The sequence below is a fragment of the Pseudoalteromonas rhizosphaerae genome (assembly GCF_028885455.1).
In the GTDB taxonomy this organism is placed as follows: domain Bacteria; phylum Pseudomonadota; class Gammaproteobacteria; order Enterobacterales; family Alteromonadaceae; genus Pseudoalteromonas; species Pseudoalteromonas rhizosphaerae.
This window is the reverse complement of the sequence record NZ_CP118496.1, coordinates 4,160,671-4,177,154: the sequence shown is the minus strand read 5'-3', so window position 1 is coordinate 4,177,154 and position 16,484 is coordinate 4,160,671. Positions and strand designations below refer to the sequence as shown.

General features: G+C 38.8%; 15 protein-coding genes. All 15 read left to right on the top strand.

What is annotated here, in order from left to right; translation table 11 throughout:
• Nucleotides 1–20: 20 nt before the first annotated feature.
• The 15 genes from PVK79_RS18050 (at nucleotide 21) to PVK79_RS17980 (ending at nucleotide 16,480) form a co-directional block, all read left to right on the top strand.
• Entirely contained in the window at nucleotides 21–785 is a 765-nt protein-coding gene (locus PVK79_RS18050; RefSeq protein ID WP_145239537.1) for a flagellar basal body rod protein FlgF, read from the top strand.
• A 21-nt stretch (nucleotides 786–806) separates the two neighbouring features.
• A complete protein-coding gene (gene flgG, locus PVK79_RS18045) occupies nucleotides 807–1,595 on the top strand; it encodes a flagellar basal-body rod protein FlgG (protein ID WP_145239534.1) in 789 nt (262 codons plus the stop codon).
• An 18-nt stretch (nucleotides 1,596–1,613) separates the two neighbouring features.
• On the top strand, nucleotides 1,614–2,297 hold the full coding sequence (gene flgH, locus PVK79_RS18040) for a flagellar basal body L-ring protein FlgH (RefSeq protein ID WP_145239531.1): 684 nt from the start codon (nucleotides 1,614–1,616) through the stop codon (nucleotides 2,295–2,297).
• Between the two features lie 11 nt (nucleotides 2,298–2,308).
• A complete protein-coding gene (locus PVK79_RS18035) occupies nucleotides 2,309–3,403 on the top strand; it encodes a flagellar basal body P-ring protein FlgI (protein WP_257326287.1) in 1,095 nt (364 codons plus the stop codon).
• A gap of 228 nt (nucleotides 3,404–3,631) precedes the next feature.
• Nucleotides 3,632–4,600: a flagellar assembly peptidoglycan hydrolase FlgJ gene (gene flgJ, locus PVK79_RS18030; RefSeq protein ID WP_182730994.1), complete on the top strand. Its 969-nt coding sequence runs from the start codon at nucleotides 3,632–3,634 to the stop codon at nucleotides 4,598–4,600.
• A gap of 1 nt (nucleotide 4,601) precedes the next feature.
• Complete coding sequence (gene flgK, locus PVK79_RS18025; protein WP_145239522.1) at nucleotides 4,602–6,608, top strand: flagellar hook-associated protein FlgK; 2,007 nt, start codon at nucleotides 4,602–4,604, stop codon at nucleotides 6,606–6,608.
• Between the two features lie 2 nt (nucleotides 6,609–6,610).
• Nucleotides 6,611–7,843 (top strand): flagellar hook-associated protein FlgL, encoded by a 1,233-nt coding sequence (flgL, locus tag PVK79_RS18020; RefSeq protein WP_182778326.1) that lies wholly within the window; start codon nucleotides 6,611–6,613, stop codon nucleotides 7,841–7,843.
• A 337-nt stretch (nucleotides 7,844–8,180) separates the two neighbouring features.
• Nucleotides 8,181–9,143 carry a flagellin N-terminal helical domain-containing protein gene (locus PVK79_RS18015; RefSeq protein ID WP_182730995.1) on the top strand — a complete coding sequence of 321 codons (963 nt, stop codon included), beginning with the start codon at nucleotides 8,181–8,183 and terminating at the stop codon, nucleotides 9,141–9,143.
• Between the two features lie 417 nt (nucleotides 9,144–9,560).
• On the top strand, nucleotides 9,561–10,529 hold the full coding sequence (locus PVK79_RS18010; RefSeq protein WP_182718208.1) for a flagellin N-terminal helical domain-containing protein: 969 nt from the start codon (nucleotides 9,561–9,563) through the stop codon (nucleotides 10,527–10,529).
• 165 nt (nucleotides 10,530–10,694) lie between these two features.
• Nucleotides 10,695–11,657, top strand: coding sequence for a flagellin N-terminal helical domain-containing protein (locus PVK79_RS18005; RefSeq protein ID WP_182778324.1), 963 nt, complete (start codon nucleotides 10,695–10,697; stop codon nucleotides 11,655–11,657).
• A gap of 77 nt (nucleotides 11,658–11,734) precedes the next feature.
• A complete protein-coding gene (locus tag PVK79_RS18000) occupies nucleotides 11,735–12,169 on the top strand; it encodes a flagellar protein FlaG (RefSeq protein WP_149981560.1) in 435 nt (144 codons plus the stop codon).
• 31 nt (nucleotides 12,170–12,200) lie between these two features.
• Nucleotides 12,201–13,607 (top strand): flagellar filament capping protein FliD, encoded by a 1,407-nt coding sequence (fliD, locus tag PVK79_RS17995; RefSeq protein ID WP_257326283.1) that lies wholly within the window; start codon nucleotides 12,201–12,203, stop codon nucleotides 13,605–13,607.
• A 28-nt stretch (nucleotides 13,608–13,635) separates the two neighbouring features.
• Nucleotides 13,636–14,064, top strand: coding sequence for a flagellar export chaperone FliS (fliS, locus tag PVK79_RS17990; RefSeq protein ID WP_149981556.1), 429 nt, complete (start codon nucleotides 13,636–13,638; stop codon nucleotides 14,062–14,064).
• Nucleotides 14,054–14,353, top strand: a complete 300-nt coding sequence (locus PVK79_RS17985; protein WP_182730998.1) for a hypothetical protein — start codon at nucleotides 14,054–14,056, stop codon at nucleotides 14,351–14,353. The genes fliS and PVK79_RS17985 overlap by 11 nt, the downstream gene beginning before the upstream one ends.
• 9 nt (nucleotides 14,354–14,362) lie before the next feature.
• Nucleotides 14,363–16,480 carry a motility associated factor glycosyltransferase family protein gene (locus PVK79_RS17980; protein WP_182730999.1) on the top strand — a complete coding sequence of 706 codons (2,118 nt, stop codon included), beginning with the start codon at nucleotides 14,363–14,365 and terminating at the stop codon, nucleotides 16,478–16,480.
• Nucleotides 16,481–16,484 lie beyond the last annotated feature (4 nt).

The following is a 16,484-nucleotide window of genomic DNA, read 5'->3' as shown; positions in this document are numbered from 1 at the left end:
TTTTAACGTGAGTCGATGTTATGGACAAGATGGTCTACATTGCAGCGTCTGGAGCTAAGCAAAGTTTGCGGGGCCTAGAGCTTAAAGCAAATAATTTAGCAAATGCCAATACCACAGGTTTTAAAGCTGACTTCGCACAAGCGCGTTCGATGCAAGCTTTTGGCGAAGGCCTGCCGACACGTGTATTTACCATGCAAGAGCGGCCTGGTTCCAATATGACTTCCGGCGGTATTGTTGAGACTGGACGTGATCTAGATATTGCTATGAGCGATAAAGGATGGCTTACGGTGCAAGATGCTTCAGGTAATGAGGCATATACAAAAGTCGGTACGTTGAATATCACTCCTGACGGCGCTTTGATCACCAGTCACGGGCGTCAAGTTATTGGCGAAGGTGGACCAATTATTTTGCCATTGCCAGTGGAGAAAATTGAATTTAGTGAAGATGGCTCTATCCAAGTTCGCCCGCAAGGAGCTCCAGCTAACTTTTTAGAAGTTGTTGATCGTTTGAAGGTGATCAAGGCAAATAATTCAGAGCTTGAAAAAGGTAATGATGGCTTATTTCGGCCAAAGCCTGAATTACTGGATAATGATATATGTGGATTTTGTGACATCTCTAATGATGTGAAAGTGATGAGTGGCACTTTGGAAATGTCAAATGTGAATCCGGTACACGAGATGGTAGATATGATAAACCATCAGCGCCAATTTGAATTACAAGTTAAGTTAATGAAAACGGCTGAAGAAATTGACGAACGTCAAACTCAATTGCTGCGTATTGTTTAACTTTATTGAGAGGATATTAATATGAATCCTGCATTGTGGATAAGTAAAACGGGGCTTGATGCCCAACAAACTGACATTTCGGTTATCTCAAATAATTTAGCCAATGCCAGTACCGTTGGTTATAAGAAAAGCCGTGCTGTGTTTGAAGATTTACTTTATCAAAATATTAATCAGCCGGGTGGACGTTCATCACAAGATACTGAAATGCCCTCAGGTTTAATGCTTGGTGCTGGTACCAAAGTGGTTGCTAATCAGAAAAACTTTTCTCAAGGCAATATGCTAACCACAGAAAATTCATTGGATTGGATGATATCAGGGCCCGGTTTTTTTGAAGTTTTACAGCCTGATGGCAATATCGCTTACTCTCGAAATGGTCAATTTACCACGGATGAAGACGGCCGTATTGTTACTGCCGGCGCTGGTTTTCCCGTACAGCCAGAAATGAATGTACCTGATGACGCACAGTCCATTACTGTATCGCAAGATGGAGAGGTATCAGTACGTATCTCAGGGCAGCCAGAGAATGTGGTAATAGGTCAGTTAACGATCAGTGATTTTATCAATCCATCAGGTCTAGAGCCGGTAGGTCAAAACTTATATACCGAAACGGCAGTCAGTGGCGCACCTGTGCAAGGTAACCCTGGTCTAGAAGGATTAGGCACTGTTGTGCAAGGTGCACTTGAAACCTCTAACGTAAATGTAACTGAAGAATTAGTTAACCTGATTGAAACTCAACGGATCTATGAAATGAATTCAAAAGTGATTTCAGCGGTTGATGAAATGATGAGTTATATCAGTCAGCAACTTTAATTAATTCGGAGCAAAGTTATGCGTAATTTATCTATAGTCTTAACGGGTGCATTTATATTGAGTGGTTGTATGACAACTCAAAACCACAGCGTGGTTCAAGATGATCCATACTATGCTCCCATGTATCCAGAGCCTGCCGCAGAGCAAATCGTGCCGACAGGCTCATTGTTTGATAGTAATTTATCAAATGATTTATATTCAGATAAAAAAGCCTTACGTACTGGAGATATTATTACAGTTAAGCTGCAAGAATCGACGCAATCATCAAAAGCAGCTAAAACTGAAACGGATAAACAAAGTGACGCCAGCTTAGACCCTGTCATTGGGTTAGGCGGACTACCGGTTAATATTGGTGGTGATAGTATTCAGTTTGGTGTGGGCAGCGGTGCAAAATTCAAAGGTGATACTAAGTCAAACCAATCTAATAGTTTATTTGGTGATATTTCCGTGAATGTTATGCGTGTATTACCTAATGGTAATTTAGTGATCCGTGGTGAAAAATGGCTGACTTTAAACACCGGCGAAGAATTTATTCGTCTGGAAGGACTTGTGCGCCCACAAGATGTTACTGCAGATAATACTGTGACCTCTAATAGAATCGCGAATGCTCGGATTCAATATTCTGGTAAAGGGCAAATGCAAGAGACTCAAACGGCAGGGTGGTTAACTCGATTCTTCACCAGCTCTCTGTTCCCTTTTTAAAGGATGTTGATATGAATAGCTTGAAAGCGTTGCTGTGTATATGTTTATTAAGTTGGCACTTTAGTGCAAGCGCTGAACGTATTAAAGATGTCTCAATGGTTGAAGGCGTTCGCTCAAACCAGCTGGTTGGTTATGGTCTCGTGGTTGGTTTACCTGGCACCGGTGAGCAAAGTCGTTTTACTGAACAAAGCTTTAAAGCCATGCTAAATAGTTTTGGTATTACCATGGCATCGAATTTAAAACCCAAAATCAAAAATGTAGCTGCGGTTGCTGTGCATGCTGAGTTACCTGCATTTAGGAAGCCAGGGCAGACAATCGATATTACTGTATCGTCAATAGGTAGTGCGGGTAGCTTACGTGGCGGAACATTACTACAAACCTTTCTAAAAGGGATTGATGGGAATACTTATGCTATCGCACAAGGTAGCTTAATTGTTGGTGGATTAGGTGTTGAAGGAGCCGATGGTAGTAAGATCGTAATGAACACGCCTACGGTAGGGCGTATTCCTAATGGCGCAACGGTTGAACGGGCAATTAAAAGTCCTTTTATGCAAGGTGATTACATAACCTTTAATTTAAATCGTCCAGATTTCACTACCGCTAAACGTTTAGAGCAAACTATTAATGAACTTATCGGCCCAGACAGTGCACATGCACTTGATGCCGCTTCAATACGTGTTATTGCACCGCGTGATGCGTCGCAGCGTGTTGCTTATTTATCTACGCTTGAAAATTTAGAGTTTAAACCAGCGGATACTTCGGCAAAAATTATCGTTAATTCACGTACTGGTACCATAGTGATCGGTAAAAATGTAAAGTTACAAGCGGCGGCAATTACCCATGGTGGCTTGACTGTTACGATTGCGGAACAGCAAAATGTATCTCAGCCTAACGCATTAAGTGAAGGGGAAACGGTCGTTACTAATCAAAGTATTATTGATGTTAACGAAGATGATTCTCGAGCCTTTGTGTTCAACCCAGGTGTTAGTCTTGACGATTTAGTACGGGCAATTAACGAAGTCGGCGCAGCGCCCGGTGACTTAATGGCAATACTAGAAGCATTAAAAGAAGCGGGGGCCATCAGCGGTCAACTCGTGGTTATTTAACCATATTGACCCCCTAAGTTTGCGTTAACTCGCATTTAGGGGGGGCTTGACTTGCATAATTAATCAACGCTTTTATACTTTCGCAAACTCGCAAACTCGCAAACTCGCAAACTCGCAAACTCGCAAACTCGCAAACTCGCAAACTCGCAAACTCGCAAACTCGCAAACTCGCATTGGCTCAATTATTGCATTGTTAATAATATTATTAATCACTGTGTCAAATTGCTGATGGATACTAATCATCTCGATAAACAAAACTTCTTTGATTTAGGCAATCTTAATACGTTACGTCAAGATGCCTTAAAAAGTGGTGCCTCGCCTGAAGCATCGAAAGAAGCGCTAAAAAAAGCAGCGGCACAATTTGAATCTATTTTTACGCAGATGCTTCTTAAAAGTATGCGTAAAGCAAATGAAGCGTTTGAAGACGAAGACAGTCCTTTTAATTCCAGTGGTGTAAAGTTTTTTGAAGAAATGCATGATCAACAGTTATCAGTTGATTTATCTTCAAAAGGGTCATTGGGTTTAGCCGATCTCATAGTGCAACAACTTTCTCCTGATGGAAAAAACTTTACCCCTAGTTCAGTGCTGCGTACTGTTGATGATTTTACCAGTGATCAACGTGCAACAGGTACGAATACTGAAAACACGGCTGACACCAAGGCTGTTAATAGCAGCCCATCAACAGCGCAAAAACCTCAGTTTGAAAATGCAGAAGATTTTATTAGTAGTGTTTGGGAGCATGCAAAAACAGCAGCTGAAAAAATTGGTTTGAACCCTGCTGTGATGGTTGCACAAGCAGCTCTTGAGACTGGTTGGGGTAAGCATATTATTAATAAAAGTGATGGCAACAGCAGCTTTAACTTATTCAATATCAAATCAGATAGAAGCTGGCAGGGTGAGAAAGCCAATAAAATGACACTCGAATTTGAGCAAGGTACACCAGTAAAAAGACAAGCCAGCTTTAGAGCATATGATTCGATTAAAGACAGCGTGAATGACTTTGTGCAGTTTTTAACGGAAAACCCACGCTACCAAGAAGCATTACAAAATACCGCAAAACCGGCCGCTTTTTTAGACTCTTTACAAAAAGCCGGTTATGCCACAGACCCCAATTATGCCGAAAAAATTAAGCAAGTACTTAATCGTACAGAACTTAAAACACTGGCGACAACATTGGTTCGCCAAGGAGTAAATTAAGATGTCGTTTAATTTATTAGACATTGCAAATTCAGGCGTTCGCGCTAATTCAGAATTGCTACAAACGACCAGTAAAAACATTGCCAATATAAATACAGTTGGTTATGTACGTGAGCGTACAGAGCATATGACCATGATCGACAATCAAGTTGGTCGTGGTGAAACATATCGATTATTGAATGAATTTGCTCAAAAGCAGCTCAATCGCGATACTTCAAATAAAACCTTTTTTGATCAATTTGTTACAGAAGCAGGCCGGGTTGATAGCTTGTTTTCTCAAGAATCCAATAGCTTATCGAGCAGTATGAATTCGTTATTCAACAATGTGCAGGAAAGCTTAAATCAGCCATCATCAACAGTTGCACGTTCGTTGGTTATGACAGATGCAGAAAATTTGATTGATCAAATGGATCGTTTGTCAGGCATTGTATTTGATCAAAAAAACATCGTGAATGAGCAGTTAGAAATTTTTTCTGATGAAGCGAATACATTGATTCAAAATATTAGCAGTTTGAATAAGCAAATAGCTACGGTAAATGGTACGCGCAATGAGGCAAACTCAAGCACCATGTATAACGAGCGAGACCTTGCTATTCGTAAGTTATCGGAATTAATAGATGTAGAGACTCTTGATGGCCCCAACGGTGAAAAGCTGGTATTTATGGGCACCGGTGAATCACTCGTAATGCAAGACGGCGCATTTAATTTGTTTTCGATGGCGGGTGATCCGGATCCTAATTTTAAAGAATTACGTTTAGATATAAATGGCGGCAAAGCTGTGCCGCTTGATGTTGATGTAAGTAAACTTAAAGGTAAGATTGGTGGGTTACTAGCATTTCGTGATGATATTTTAGTGCCAGCACAAAACCAGCTTGGCCAAATGGGGCTTGCAATTGCTGATGCTTTTAACCAACAAAACCGTTTAGGGATGGACGGCAACGGTGAACTTGGTGGGGACATTTTTACAATTCCAACGGTTGGCGGTTACGCCTATCAAGCTAATACAGGTAACTCAAGCATGACGGCTACCCTAGAGCCTGGTAAAGGCAGTGAAATTCCTGCTAGTGACTTTATTGTTACTTATACCAGTGGTACAACGGTAGAAATACAACCTGTCGATAATAAAGGTGAACCATTAGGCTCTCCCTCAACCGCCAATATAGTTGCTGGCGTTATTGATTCATCGACTATGACCGGTGGGGAATCTTTTGGTTTACAATTAAATGTTACAGGAACCGGTAATGTTGGCGATCAATTTGCTGTAAAACTTAATGCAGAGGCTGCATCGAGTTTAACACTTGCCACCGATAGGCCTGAATCGTTAGCGCTTGCTTCACCAATCCGTACGGCTGATAACATAAACAACACTGGCAATGCCAATATTTCAGTCGGTAGTGTAAGTAGTGTGACTTCAGGTGGTTTTACAACTACGACACCTCCGGATCTTGCTAATGGCGATATCACGATAGTGAAAACTGCTAACCCAGATGAATACACAATATCAGATGGGGTCAATACAAGTACTTTTACAGTCACTCCGCCTGCTGAAAATATGCTTTCACAAGCTGGGAATGGTTTCGAATTATATGGCTTTGACTTTAATATTGAAGGCATACCAGCAACAGGCGATAGTTTTACACTGGAGTTTAATGAAGGTGGTTTTGATGATAACCGCAATGGCTTAATGTTGGCTGGGTTACAAAGTGGTGAGTTAGTTCGACAAAATGTGACCACAACTTCAACTGCAGATAATCATAAAACATTTAATCAAGCCTATGCAGGGTTAGTTACTGATATTGGTGTTGTAACCAATCAAGCGAAGACTAATGGCGCTGCTTTTGAGGCATTAGCTCAACAGTCTGAAGCCTGGTATGAGTCACTCTCGGGAGTAAACCTTGATGAAGAAGCAGCCAATTTATTACGTTTTCAACAATCTTATGCGGCGTCTGCACAAGTGCTATCAACAGCCCGCACAATTTTTGATACTTTACTTAATGCTGCGAGGTAATTATGCGTTTATCTAATAATTTGATGTACCAAAACAGTGTTAATTCGATTTTGAATAATCAGCAAAATGTCAATAAAGCACAAGAGCAAGTTAATACCCAAAAGCGAGTGCTTACAGCTTCAGATGATCCATCGGCAACAGCACGGGCGTTACTGTATACCGATCGTATACAAGCGAATGAGCAATACAGTAAAAATATTACTATGCTGACGAGTCGTTTAAATACCCAAGAAAGTGTACTTGAGAATATTAAAGGTTCGCTTGAAAAAGCACATACATTAGCAATTCAAGCTGGTAATGGTGTTTATACAGATATAGATCGTGAAGGTATTGCTGAAGAGATTAAATCGATACAAAGTAGTGTGCTTGATTTAATGAATGCTAAAACTGAAGATGGGAAGTATATATTTTCAGGCTATCAAGATAATACCCAAACCTATTCGCTTGATTCTTCAACTGGCAAATATGTTTATGGTGGCGACCAAGGCCAGCATAAAATTAAAGTAGCAGAAGGAGTTGAAATTAAATCCAGTGATAATGGGGTTGATACGTTTGAAAAGGTCAATGCACGTTTAGACGTCGCCTCGAATGATGGTGTTGCATCAGGAGGGATCACTAGTGCAAAAGTGTATGTGCGTGAACAAGCTCAGTTTGACTCTTTTCATAAAGCAAATTATAACGCTGATCCTGCTGCCGCAGTCGGAGCAAATACGTTTAATATTATAACGACAGCAGGTACACCTAATACTTATCAGGTTGAACAAGGTGGAAGTGTGATCAGCTCTGGCAGCTTTGAGGGATCACAAATTAAATTTGCAGGGTTGGAAATCGACATTAGCCCCGTGGCAAATGGGCAGGTAGACTTTACTTTAGAAGCACCGCAAAAAGAAAATATTTTAAACACCTTAAGTAATTTGATCGCAGGACTGACTGATCCAACAATTAGCCAAGAAGATTATGAGCAAGTATTGGCAGCGGCCATGATCCAGATCGACAATAGTAAAAATCAGGTCTCTTTAACGCAGGCTGGTTTAGGTGGGCGGTTAAATACAGCTGAAAAAATCACGCAATCTAATAGTGACCTTGATGTAAATAACAAATCTTCTCGTGCAGATTTAATTGAACTCGATATGGCTGAGGCCATTACTGAACTCACGAAGCAAGAAACTGCACTACAAGCCTCGCAGGCAACTTTTGGCCGCTTGGCTAAATTATCACTGTTCGATTACTTATAAGTAAGTAAAGGAGTAAGGCAATATATTGCCTTACTCTCGTATTTCTCCAGCCTTTTAAGATCATCTCCTTACTATTTAACAGCTTAATAATTTCCTGAAGAAAAAGACCTGTACAATAATCTTTTATTCGTTTAATGGAATTCATTAATTAAACAATTTAAAAATTCATTAAATTACAAGAGCTTAAAAAATAAAGTTAAAAAAATTAAAAAAAAGCTAAAGGATTTTTTTGCTAGACCGATAACTTAATTAACCAAGCAAAGCGTTGTAAATAACAACCACTGCTTAATCTAGTAAGTTTGAGAGTAAATGATAAGTTTACTTCTGGAGAGATATCATGGCTTTATATGTAAATACAAATGTTAGCGCGTTAAACGCACAAAGACAATTAAATAATTCTGGTAATGCACTGGATACATCATTCCAACGTTTATCATCAGGTTTTCGTATTAACAGTGCGAAAGATGATGCGGCAGGTTTACAAATTTCTGACCGTTTAACATCACAAATTAACGGTTTGAACCAAGGTAACCGTAACGCGAACGATGGTATTTCACTAGCACAAACAGCTGAGGGTGCATTAGACGAAGTAACATCAATGTTCCAACGTATCAGAACATTATCACAGCAAGCAGCTAACGGCTCAAATACTGATGAAGACCGTTTAGCGGTGCAAGAAGAGATTCGCTCTCTTTCATCAGAAGTGAATCGTGTTGCTGCAGATACAACGTTTGGTGGTCAAAACCTATTAGATGGTTCTTTCTCGGCTAACTTTCAAGTAGGTGCAGATGCCGTTCAGAATATCAGCTTTAGTATGGCATCGGTTGGTGGTACTGCTAACTCTATCGCAGCTAATGGTGGTTTCACCATGTCAGGTATTGCAGGTGTTGCCAGTGCGGTAACCGGCGCTAGTTTAAGTGCGACAGCTGGAACAATCAGCTCGCAAGTAGGTGCATCAGCAGACCAAACAGCATTTTCATCAGTATTTACTGCTGGTGGTATCAGTGTATCTTCACAGGCTAATGCGCAAGCTGTAATGGCTGGTATGGATTCGCTTATAGCGGTTGTTGATAAAAAACGAGCTGAGCTGGGTGCGGTACAAAATCGTTTTCAGTCAACGATTCGTAACCAATCAAATATCTCAGAGAATCTAAGTGCTGCAAAATCACGTATTAAAGATACTGACTTTGCTCAAGAAACTGCAAACTTAACAAAAATGCAGATTCTACAACAGGCTAGCCAAACAATTCTTAGCCAGGCTAATCAACGTCCACAGGCTGCATTAAGTCTTCTAGGATAATTGGTTGGAAATAGTCAATTAATTGACTAAGAATGTAGCGCCTTTGTTTAATGGGGTATTAACAAAGGCGCTGAAACGGATTGATAAAGCGGAGGCGCTTAAAAATCCTGTATTGTTCTAACATTTGTAAGAACATAAATTATTAAGCATAAAATATGCCAATAATTAAAACCTACTCTCAAACTTATCTTCAAAGGGCCTTATAGGCCCTTTTCTCTTTTTTTCTAATTCAATGCAACTCTATCTATAAAGTTGGCCTAAAGATTGCTCAACACTTATTAAGTTTTTAAATTAACCTGCAAAGTGGCAGTTTATTGCCCCGGGCCAATCTTACTTGGCTGCTGTAACTAGTCACTTTGTCAAAACTCCACTCATTTTAGAGTGGCTTTAATTTGACAGATAAGAAGAGAGTTTATTATGGCTTTATTTGTAAATACGAATGTTAGTGCGCTTAATGCGCAAAGACAGCTTGAAAGAACTGGAAACGACTTAGATACTTCCTTTAAACGTTTATCATCTGGTCTGCGTATTAACAGCGCGGCGGATGATGCTGCTGGTTTACAAATATCGGATCGTTTGCAATCGCAAATCTTGGGTTTAAACCAAGGCAACCGTAATGCGAATGACGGTATCTCGCTGGCACAAACGGCTGAAGGTGCGCTTGATGAAATTACTTCTACATTTCAACGTATCCGAACACTTGCTCAGCAATCAGCAAATGGCTCTAATACAGATGAAGATAGGCTCGCTATCCAAGAAGAGATTAGACAGTTATCTGATGAGGTTAACCGAATTGCCACGGACACGACATTCGGTGGTCAAAATTTATTGGATGGCTCTTATTCTGCAAGCTTTCAGGTTGGTGCTGATGCTGTACAGACTATTGGTTTTAGTATGCAGTCTGTTGGCGATACAGCTAATTCTCTTGCTGCTAATGGTGGTTTTACTATATCAGGTGTTGCCGGTGTTGCTTCAGCCGTGGGTGGTAAAGCTCTTTCAACGCTCGCAGCTAATGTAAGCTCAGTTGATGGCGCAACGGCATCAACAACATTAGATTTTTCTTCTGTATTTACAGCTGCAGGTATTAGTGTGTCATCACAAGTAAATGCACAGGCTGTGTTTGCGGGTATGGATTCTCTAATAGCGGTGGTTGATAAAAAACGCGCTGAATTAGGTGCGGTACAAAACCGTTTTCAGTCGACAATACGAAATCAAGCTAATATTTCTGAAAATTTAGCCTCTGCTAAATCAAGAATTAAAGATGCTGATTTTGCAATGGAGACAGCTAACTTAACTAAAAACCAAATTTTACAACAAGCGAGCCAAACAATATTAGGCCAAGCAAATCAAAGGCCTCAGGCTGCATTAAGCTTGTTACAGGGTTAAAATAGTATAACGTTGTTAAAAATTTATAAATAAAGCTAAAGTTTCCGTTTTATCTGACGATAACTGACTTAGAGAACTAAAAATCTAGGACTCTCAGTCTGGAGTAATAACAGGGTAGGGGTATCCCGTTGTTATTCTATTTAAAATGATAAAGCGGAGGCTATTATGGCTTTATATGTAAATACTAATGTGAGTTCATTGAACGCACAGCGCCAGTTGATGAAATCTGGTAACCAGCTCGATACATCATTTCAACGTCTATCATCAGGTTTTCGCATTAATAGTGCAAAAGATGATGCTGCAGGCATGCAAATATCTAACCGTTTAACTAGTCAAATAAATGGTTTGAATCAAGGTAACCGAAATGCTAATGATGGGATCTCACTTGCGCAGACTGCTGAAGGCGCACTTGATGAGACTACGTCAATGTTCCAGCGTATTCGTACTCTTGCTCAACAAGCTTCAAACGGTTCAAATACAGATGAAGATCGTTTAGCAGTACAAGAAGAAATTCGTTCATTATCAGAAGAAGTAAATCGTGTTGCTGCAGATACAACATTTGGTGGTCAAAATCTACTAGATGGTACATTCTCAGCTAACTTCCAAGTTGGTGCTGATGCTGTACAGAATATTAGCTTTAGTATGAAAGATATTGGTGGCACAGCTAACTCTGTTGTAGCTGCCGGCGGCTTTACTATGTCAGGCATTGCCAGTGTTGCTAGTGCTGTAACGGGTGCAAGCTTAAGTGCTACAGCGGGAACAATTAGTTCACAGGTTGGTGCTTCAGCTGATAACACTGCTTTCTCATCAGTGTTTTCAGCGACTGGGATCAGTGTATCTTCTCAGGCAAATGCACAAGCTGTAATGGCAGGTATGGATGCAATGATTGCAGTAGTTGATAAAAAACGTGCCGAACTCGGTGCTGTACAAAATCGTTTTCAATCAACTATTCGTAACCAATCTAACATTTCAGAAAATTTGAGTGCTGCTAAGTCACGTATTAAAGATACTGATTTCGCTGCCGAAACAGCTAATTTGACTAAATCTCAAATATTACAACAAGCAAGCCAATCTATTTTGAGCCAAGCAAACCAGCGTCCACAAGTAGCATTATCGTTACTAGGCTAGACGGTTAATTAGGTCATTATTGAGATATTGTCTCGATAATGACTTATACTTTGTTTGTATTTTGAAGGAGAGCTACTATGGCTGACTTAGGTGGAATAATTAAATCGAGTGAAAACTTCACCGCTAATTCATCTTTTACAAATAAAAATGAGTTAAACGAAGCAAGTAAAAAAGCAACCGTTGAAAAAGCTGGTACAAAAATTGCTGGTAGAGAGCCCGCACTTGTTGATAATAGTCAGCAACTTGATTCTGAGAGTGAAAGAAAAGCACTGATCGACGAAGTGAAAGAAAACTTAGAGAAATTAAATAAATATATTCCTGTGACGGCTACAAATTTAAAATTTGAATTTGATGAGCAGGGTGATCCACCAATAATTAAAGTGTTTGATAAAACAAGCGAAGAAGTTATTCGTGAAATTCCAACTGAAGAGTTTAGAGAAGTTGCTAAAGCTTTAGATGAATTTGCCGATAAACTTACTAATAAAGGTTTGTTACTAAATCAAACCGTATGATATTTTTTGGAACAGATAGTAGGAGAGAAGTATGCCACTTATAACATCCGCAGGTATTGGATCTGGGCTGGATCTCGAAAGTATCATTACAGCATCTGTTGATGCCGAAAATGTTCCAAAAATGAATGCCTTTGCAAAAAAGGACAAGTCGTTAGAAGTTGAATTATCTTCAATCGGAGAGATCAAGTCTGCGTTATCCAAGCTACAAGACACAATAAAAAAGCTAGCAGATCCTGATAGTTTTAATAAACGTATTGCTAATATCACTCAACCAACAAGTGATGACGGTGATCTCGTTTCAGTTACCCCAACAAAAGATATCACTCCAGGCAACTTTAAAATCGAAGTATTAGAAGTTGCTCAAGGCAGTCGCGCGACATCAAAGACAGGTTTTACGGCAACGGATGATGTGGTTACTGCTTCTGGAGGCACCTTGTCATTTGCTGCTGGAGACAAAAGCTTTGACCTAACTCTCGATGCGGGTGCGACATTAGCTGACTTACGTAACGCAATTAATGACTCGGATGATAATTTTGGTGTAACAGCAAATATAATAAATACTGGTACTGAGTCAAAGTTGGTTCTTACTTCGAGTGTGAGTGGCGCTGGTAATGACTTGGTAATTACCAATGACAATGCTGAGCTAGACAATGTATCTACTGATGCTAATGGTGGACCTCCTGATAGCGGTGGTATTGGTATAACAGCTGGAAATGGAGCAAAAAGTGCAGTTATAAAAGTAGATGGCATAACAATAACAAATGACACCAATACCTTTAAAGATGCTGTGCAAGATATGACGATCACTGCTAAACGACAAAGCGTTGATGGAGAGACGGCAAAGTTGGCTGTTAGCTATGACCGTGAGAGCGTTACAACATTAATTGATGAATTTATTGCTAATTATAACAATGCTATAGGGCAGTTAGGTCTGCAATCGAGAGTTGGTAAACCTTTAAATAGCGATGCAACCATTCGTACTTTGAGCTCGCAAATGGTCAATATGCTTTCTACAAATTTAACGGATGCAGGGCCTTTCACAAGTATTTTCGATATTGGCTTGGGTGTTGACAAGAAAGGTTATCTAGAAAAATCAACTTTAGTCCGCAGTTTAAATACGGCAATGGATGAAAATTTTGATGATATCGGAAAGGCTTTTGCTGGTGAAAATGGTGTTGCTAAACAGTTCGAATCTTTTTTAGATAATTACGTAAGTTCAAAAGGCATTTTAAAGCAAAGAGAAGATAATTTAAATACGCAGGTCACTGATTTAGAAGATGATGTACTAAAGCATGAATTTAGAATGACCGAATTAGAAAGTAGGCTTAGAAAGCAATATGCGGGTTTAGATGTGTTACTGGCGCAAATGCAATCAACACAACAGTACTTAGGAGCGCAGCTTGCGAGCTTACCTGGATTTACAAGAAACAAATCATAAATGAATTTTGATTTAAAAGGGTTTTAATATGTATAACGCCAAAGTAAAAAATTATCAGAAAGAAGCACTCAAGACCCGTGTTGCCGGTGCTGATCGCTATGAAATAATTCAAATGTTAATGGCGGGTGCAATTGAAAAAATGGTGATGTCTAAAGTTGCTATTGAAAGAAAACATATGGAAGCGAAGGCCGAACATTTATCTAAAGCGACTGCTATTATTGAAGCCTTAAGGGGCTGTTTAGATTTTAAAGTTGGTGGTGAAGTGACTGATAATTTATATGCACTTTATTCTTATATGATAGATCGCTTAGTTGATGCAACAATAAAAAATGATCCTGCAATTGTTGAAGAAGTATCTAATTTATTAAAAGAAATAAAGTCTGCTTGGGATGCTATTCCTCATGATGTTCGAGAAAAAACACTTAGTGAAAATGGTATAGATGCTAATGTCGGCTAGTTTATTGTCTCAGTTAGTCCCCGATTTGTCTGTAATTAATCAATATTTAGCTGAAGGTGATATAGAGTCAGCTCAAAGCAAGTTACTATTAATTGATAGAACATTGAAAGCACTCTTTGCCTCACCTGAGAACCTCAGCGAAAACGATGTGTTATTTTTATCGGATTTTTCAATCAAATTGAATACTACGGTATTAGAGATAAGCCTCAAAAAACAGCAGGCTGCAAAAGAACTTGGTGTTCATATTAATACGCAAAAAAAAATAAATGTGTATAAAAATATCAAGTAGGTAACCGACATGATAAAGAATATAGATATTAATAACGAGCTTGAGCACATCTCAGAAAAACTTGAAAAAACTATTAAACATCAAGAAAGAGAGGCTATTTTTGCTACAGAAGCAAATGAGCGATTTGAAAAGAATTGGCAATGTTTCACTCATTATTACCCTGAGATTGTAGCAGCTTTATCTAAGCTGCAACTCCGCGATGATTTTTGTATTCATGTCACGCAAAGTGGTCATGGAAATATTATACCTAAAAATGCATTAGCTCCCCTTTATTCTCAAAACCCTCTCGAGCAGAGCCAGGAGCAGGTTAGGCGTCAGATTGAACATCCTGTTTTTAGCTTAACAGATTATACAGGCTACCCAGATAGCAGTTCTGATAAACGTCTTCATACAGAGTATATGGTTAAGCTTGGTCAGTTTATGCGTAAATTGCGCAAGTATGACGAGAAAAAAATAGCCCAATTACCTTGTCACTTCCCATCGGGAATTATTTTTGGAGTGGGATTAGGCTATCACATACCTGAATTATTAAATCATACTGAGTTTGATTATTTATTTATTATTGAGCCAGATATCGAGCAGTTTTATGCAAGCTTATTTTGTATTGATTGGTTTGATGTTATTAAAAAAATTGATGACCAAGGAAACTGCCTTTTCTTTAATCTGGGAGCAGATAAAAACACGTTTATTCAAGATTTAGAAAATGTAGTTGAAGATATAGGAGCATTTTCCGCTGTAAGAAGCTTTTGTTATCAGCATACACCTGGACGTGAAATTAATGAGTTAATAGCCAACTGGGCTGCGGATTATTTTCGTTTTCAAATGGGGCACGGCTTTTTCAATGATGCAATAACTGGGTTTGCACACTCGATAGCTCATATTGAAAGTAATCAGTCTTTTCTTACAAATAAAGCGAGTTTACCTGCTTCGTTATTAGATATACCTGTATTTATAATTGGCAATGGCCCATCTTTAGATGAAGCTGTTGAATATTTGAAAAATAATCAGAATAAAGGGATTGTTGTAGCTGCAGGATCTGCCATTGTTTCTTTAGAGCGATTGGGGATCCAGGCGGACTTTCATGTACTAGTAGAGAGACCTTATGCAAACTACAAAATAGTCGCTGACTCCTTACCGATCGAAGCGTATAAACGAGTTAATTTACTAGCCGTTAATATGGTCCATCCTAAGACAACCGAGCTATATAAGTGGTCAGGGTTAGCATTAAAAGGGAATGAAGGTGGTACTGATTTCATTAATTTTTTATCATTAAAAAATCGCTCTAAAACACTGCCATTAATTCCATATAGTAATCCACTTGTATCTAATACTGCACTCTCGTTATTTTTAAATTTTGGTTTTAAAAATGTGTATTTATTTGGTGTTGATAATGGAAGCTTACCCACAGGTAAACATCATAGTGATCACAGTTTTTATAAAAAAGATAAAGATGATGAAAAAGGAATCAGTTGTGCACCTGTCACGGAAAAAACTTTACCTGGTAATTTAAGTGATAGCTTTGTTTACACTAATGATTTATACAAAGTATCGCATAGCCAAATAGAAAAGCTGTTGGAAATATTTCCTGCAGTTGATGTATTCAATATTGGTAACGGGGCTAAAATTAAAGGCGCTATTTCATTAGCTGCTGATATATTAATTGATCCAGAAAACAGCTTAGATAAGCCTCCTTTGCTGGAGTTAATCAAGACGCGATATTTTGAAAACCTGAATTTGGATAAATTAAACGATGAAGATTACGAAATACAGCGCTTTATTGATATGTGTGACCATCTGTTAGTTATTAGTAACGAGCCTTATACAACAATCAAAGAAGCTGCAGATTTGCTTAAAAGACAGCAACGGTATGTGTATTCATTTAAAAATTCACCATTAGGTCATATTTATCATATGATGAAAGGGTCATTATTATATTATCACTGCCCACTAATTACATTGCTTTATAGTTATGAAAATGAAACGTTTACATTAGAACAATTTGATGAGCTTTTTTTACTTTGGCAAAATTATATTGTTGATATGAGAGACTACTTTGAAGATAACTACAAAAAGCCCTGTGATTTTCTTAATGATGAACAGCTTAAAATTATGAACCAAGGCTCGTAATCTT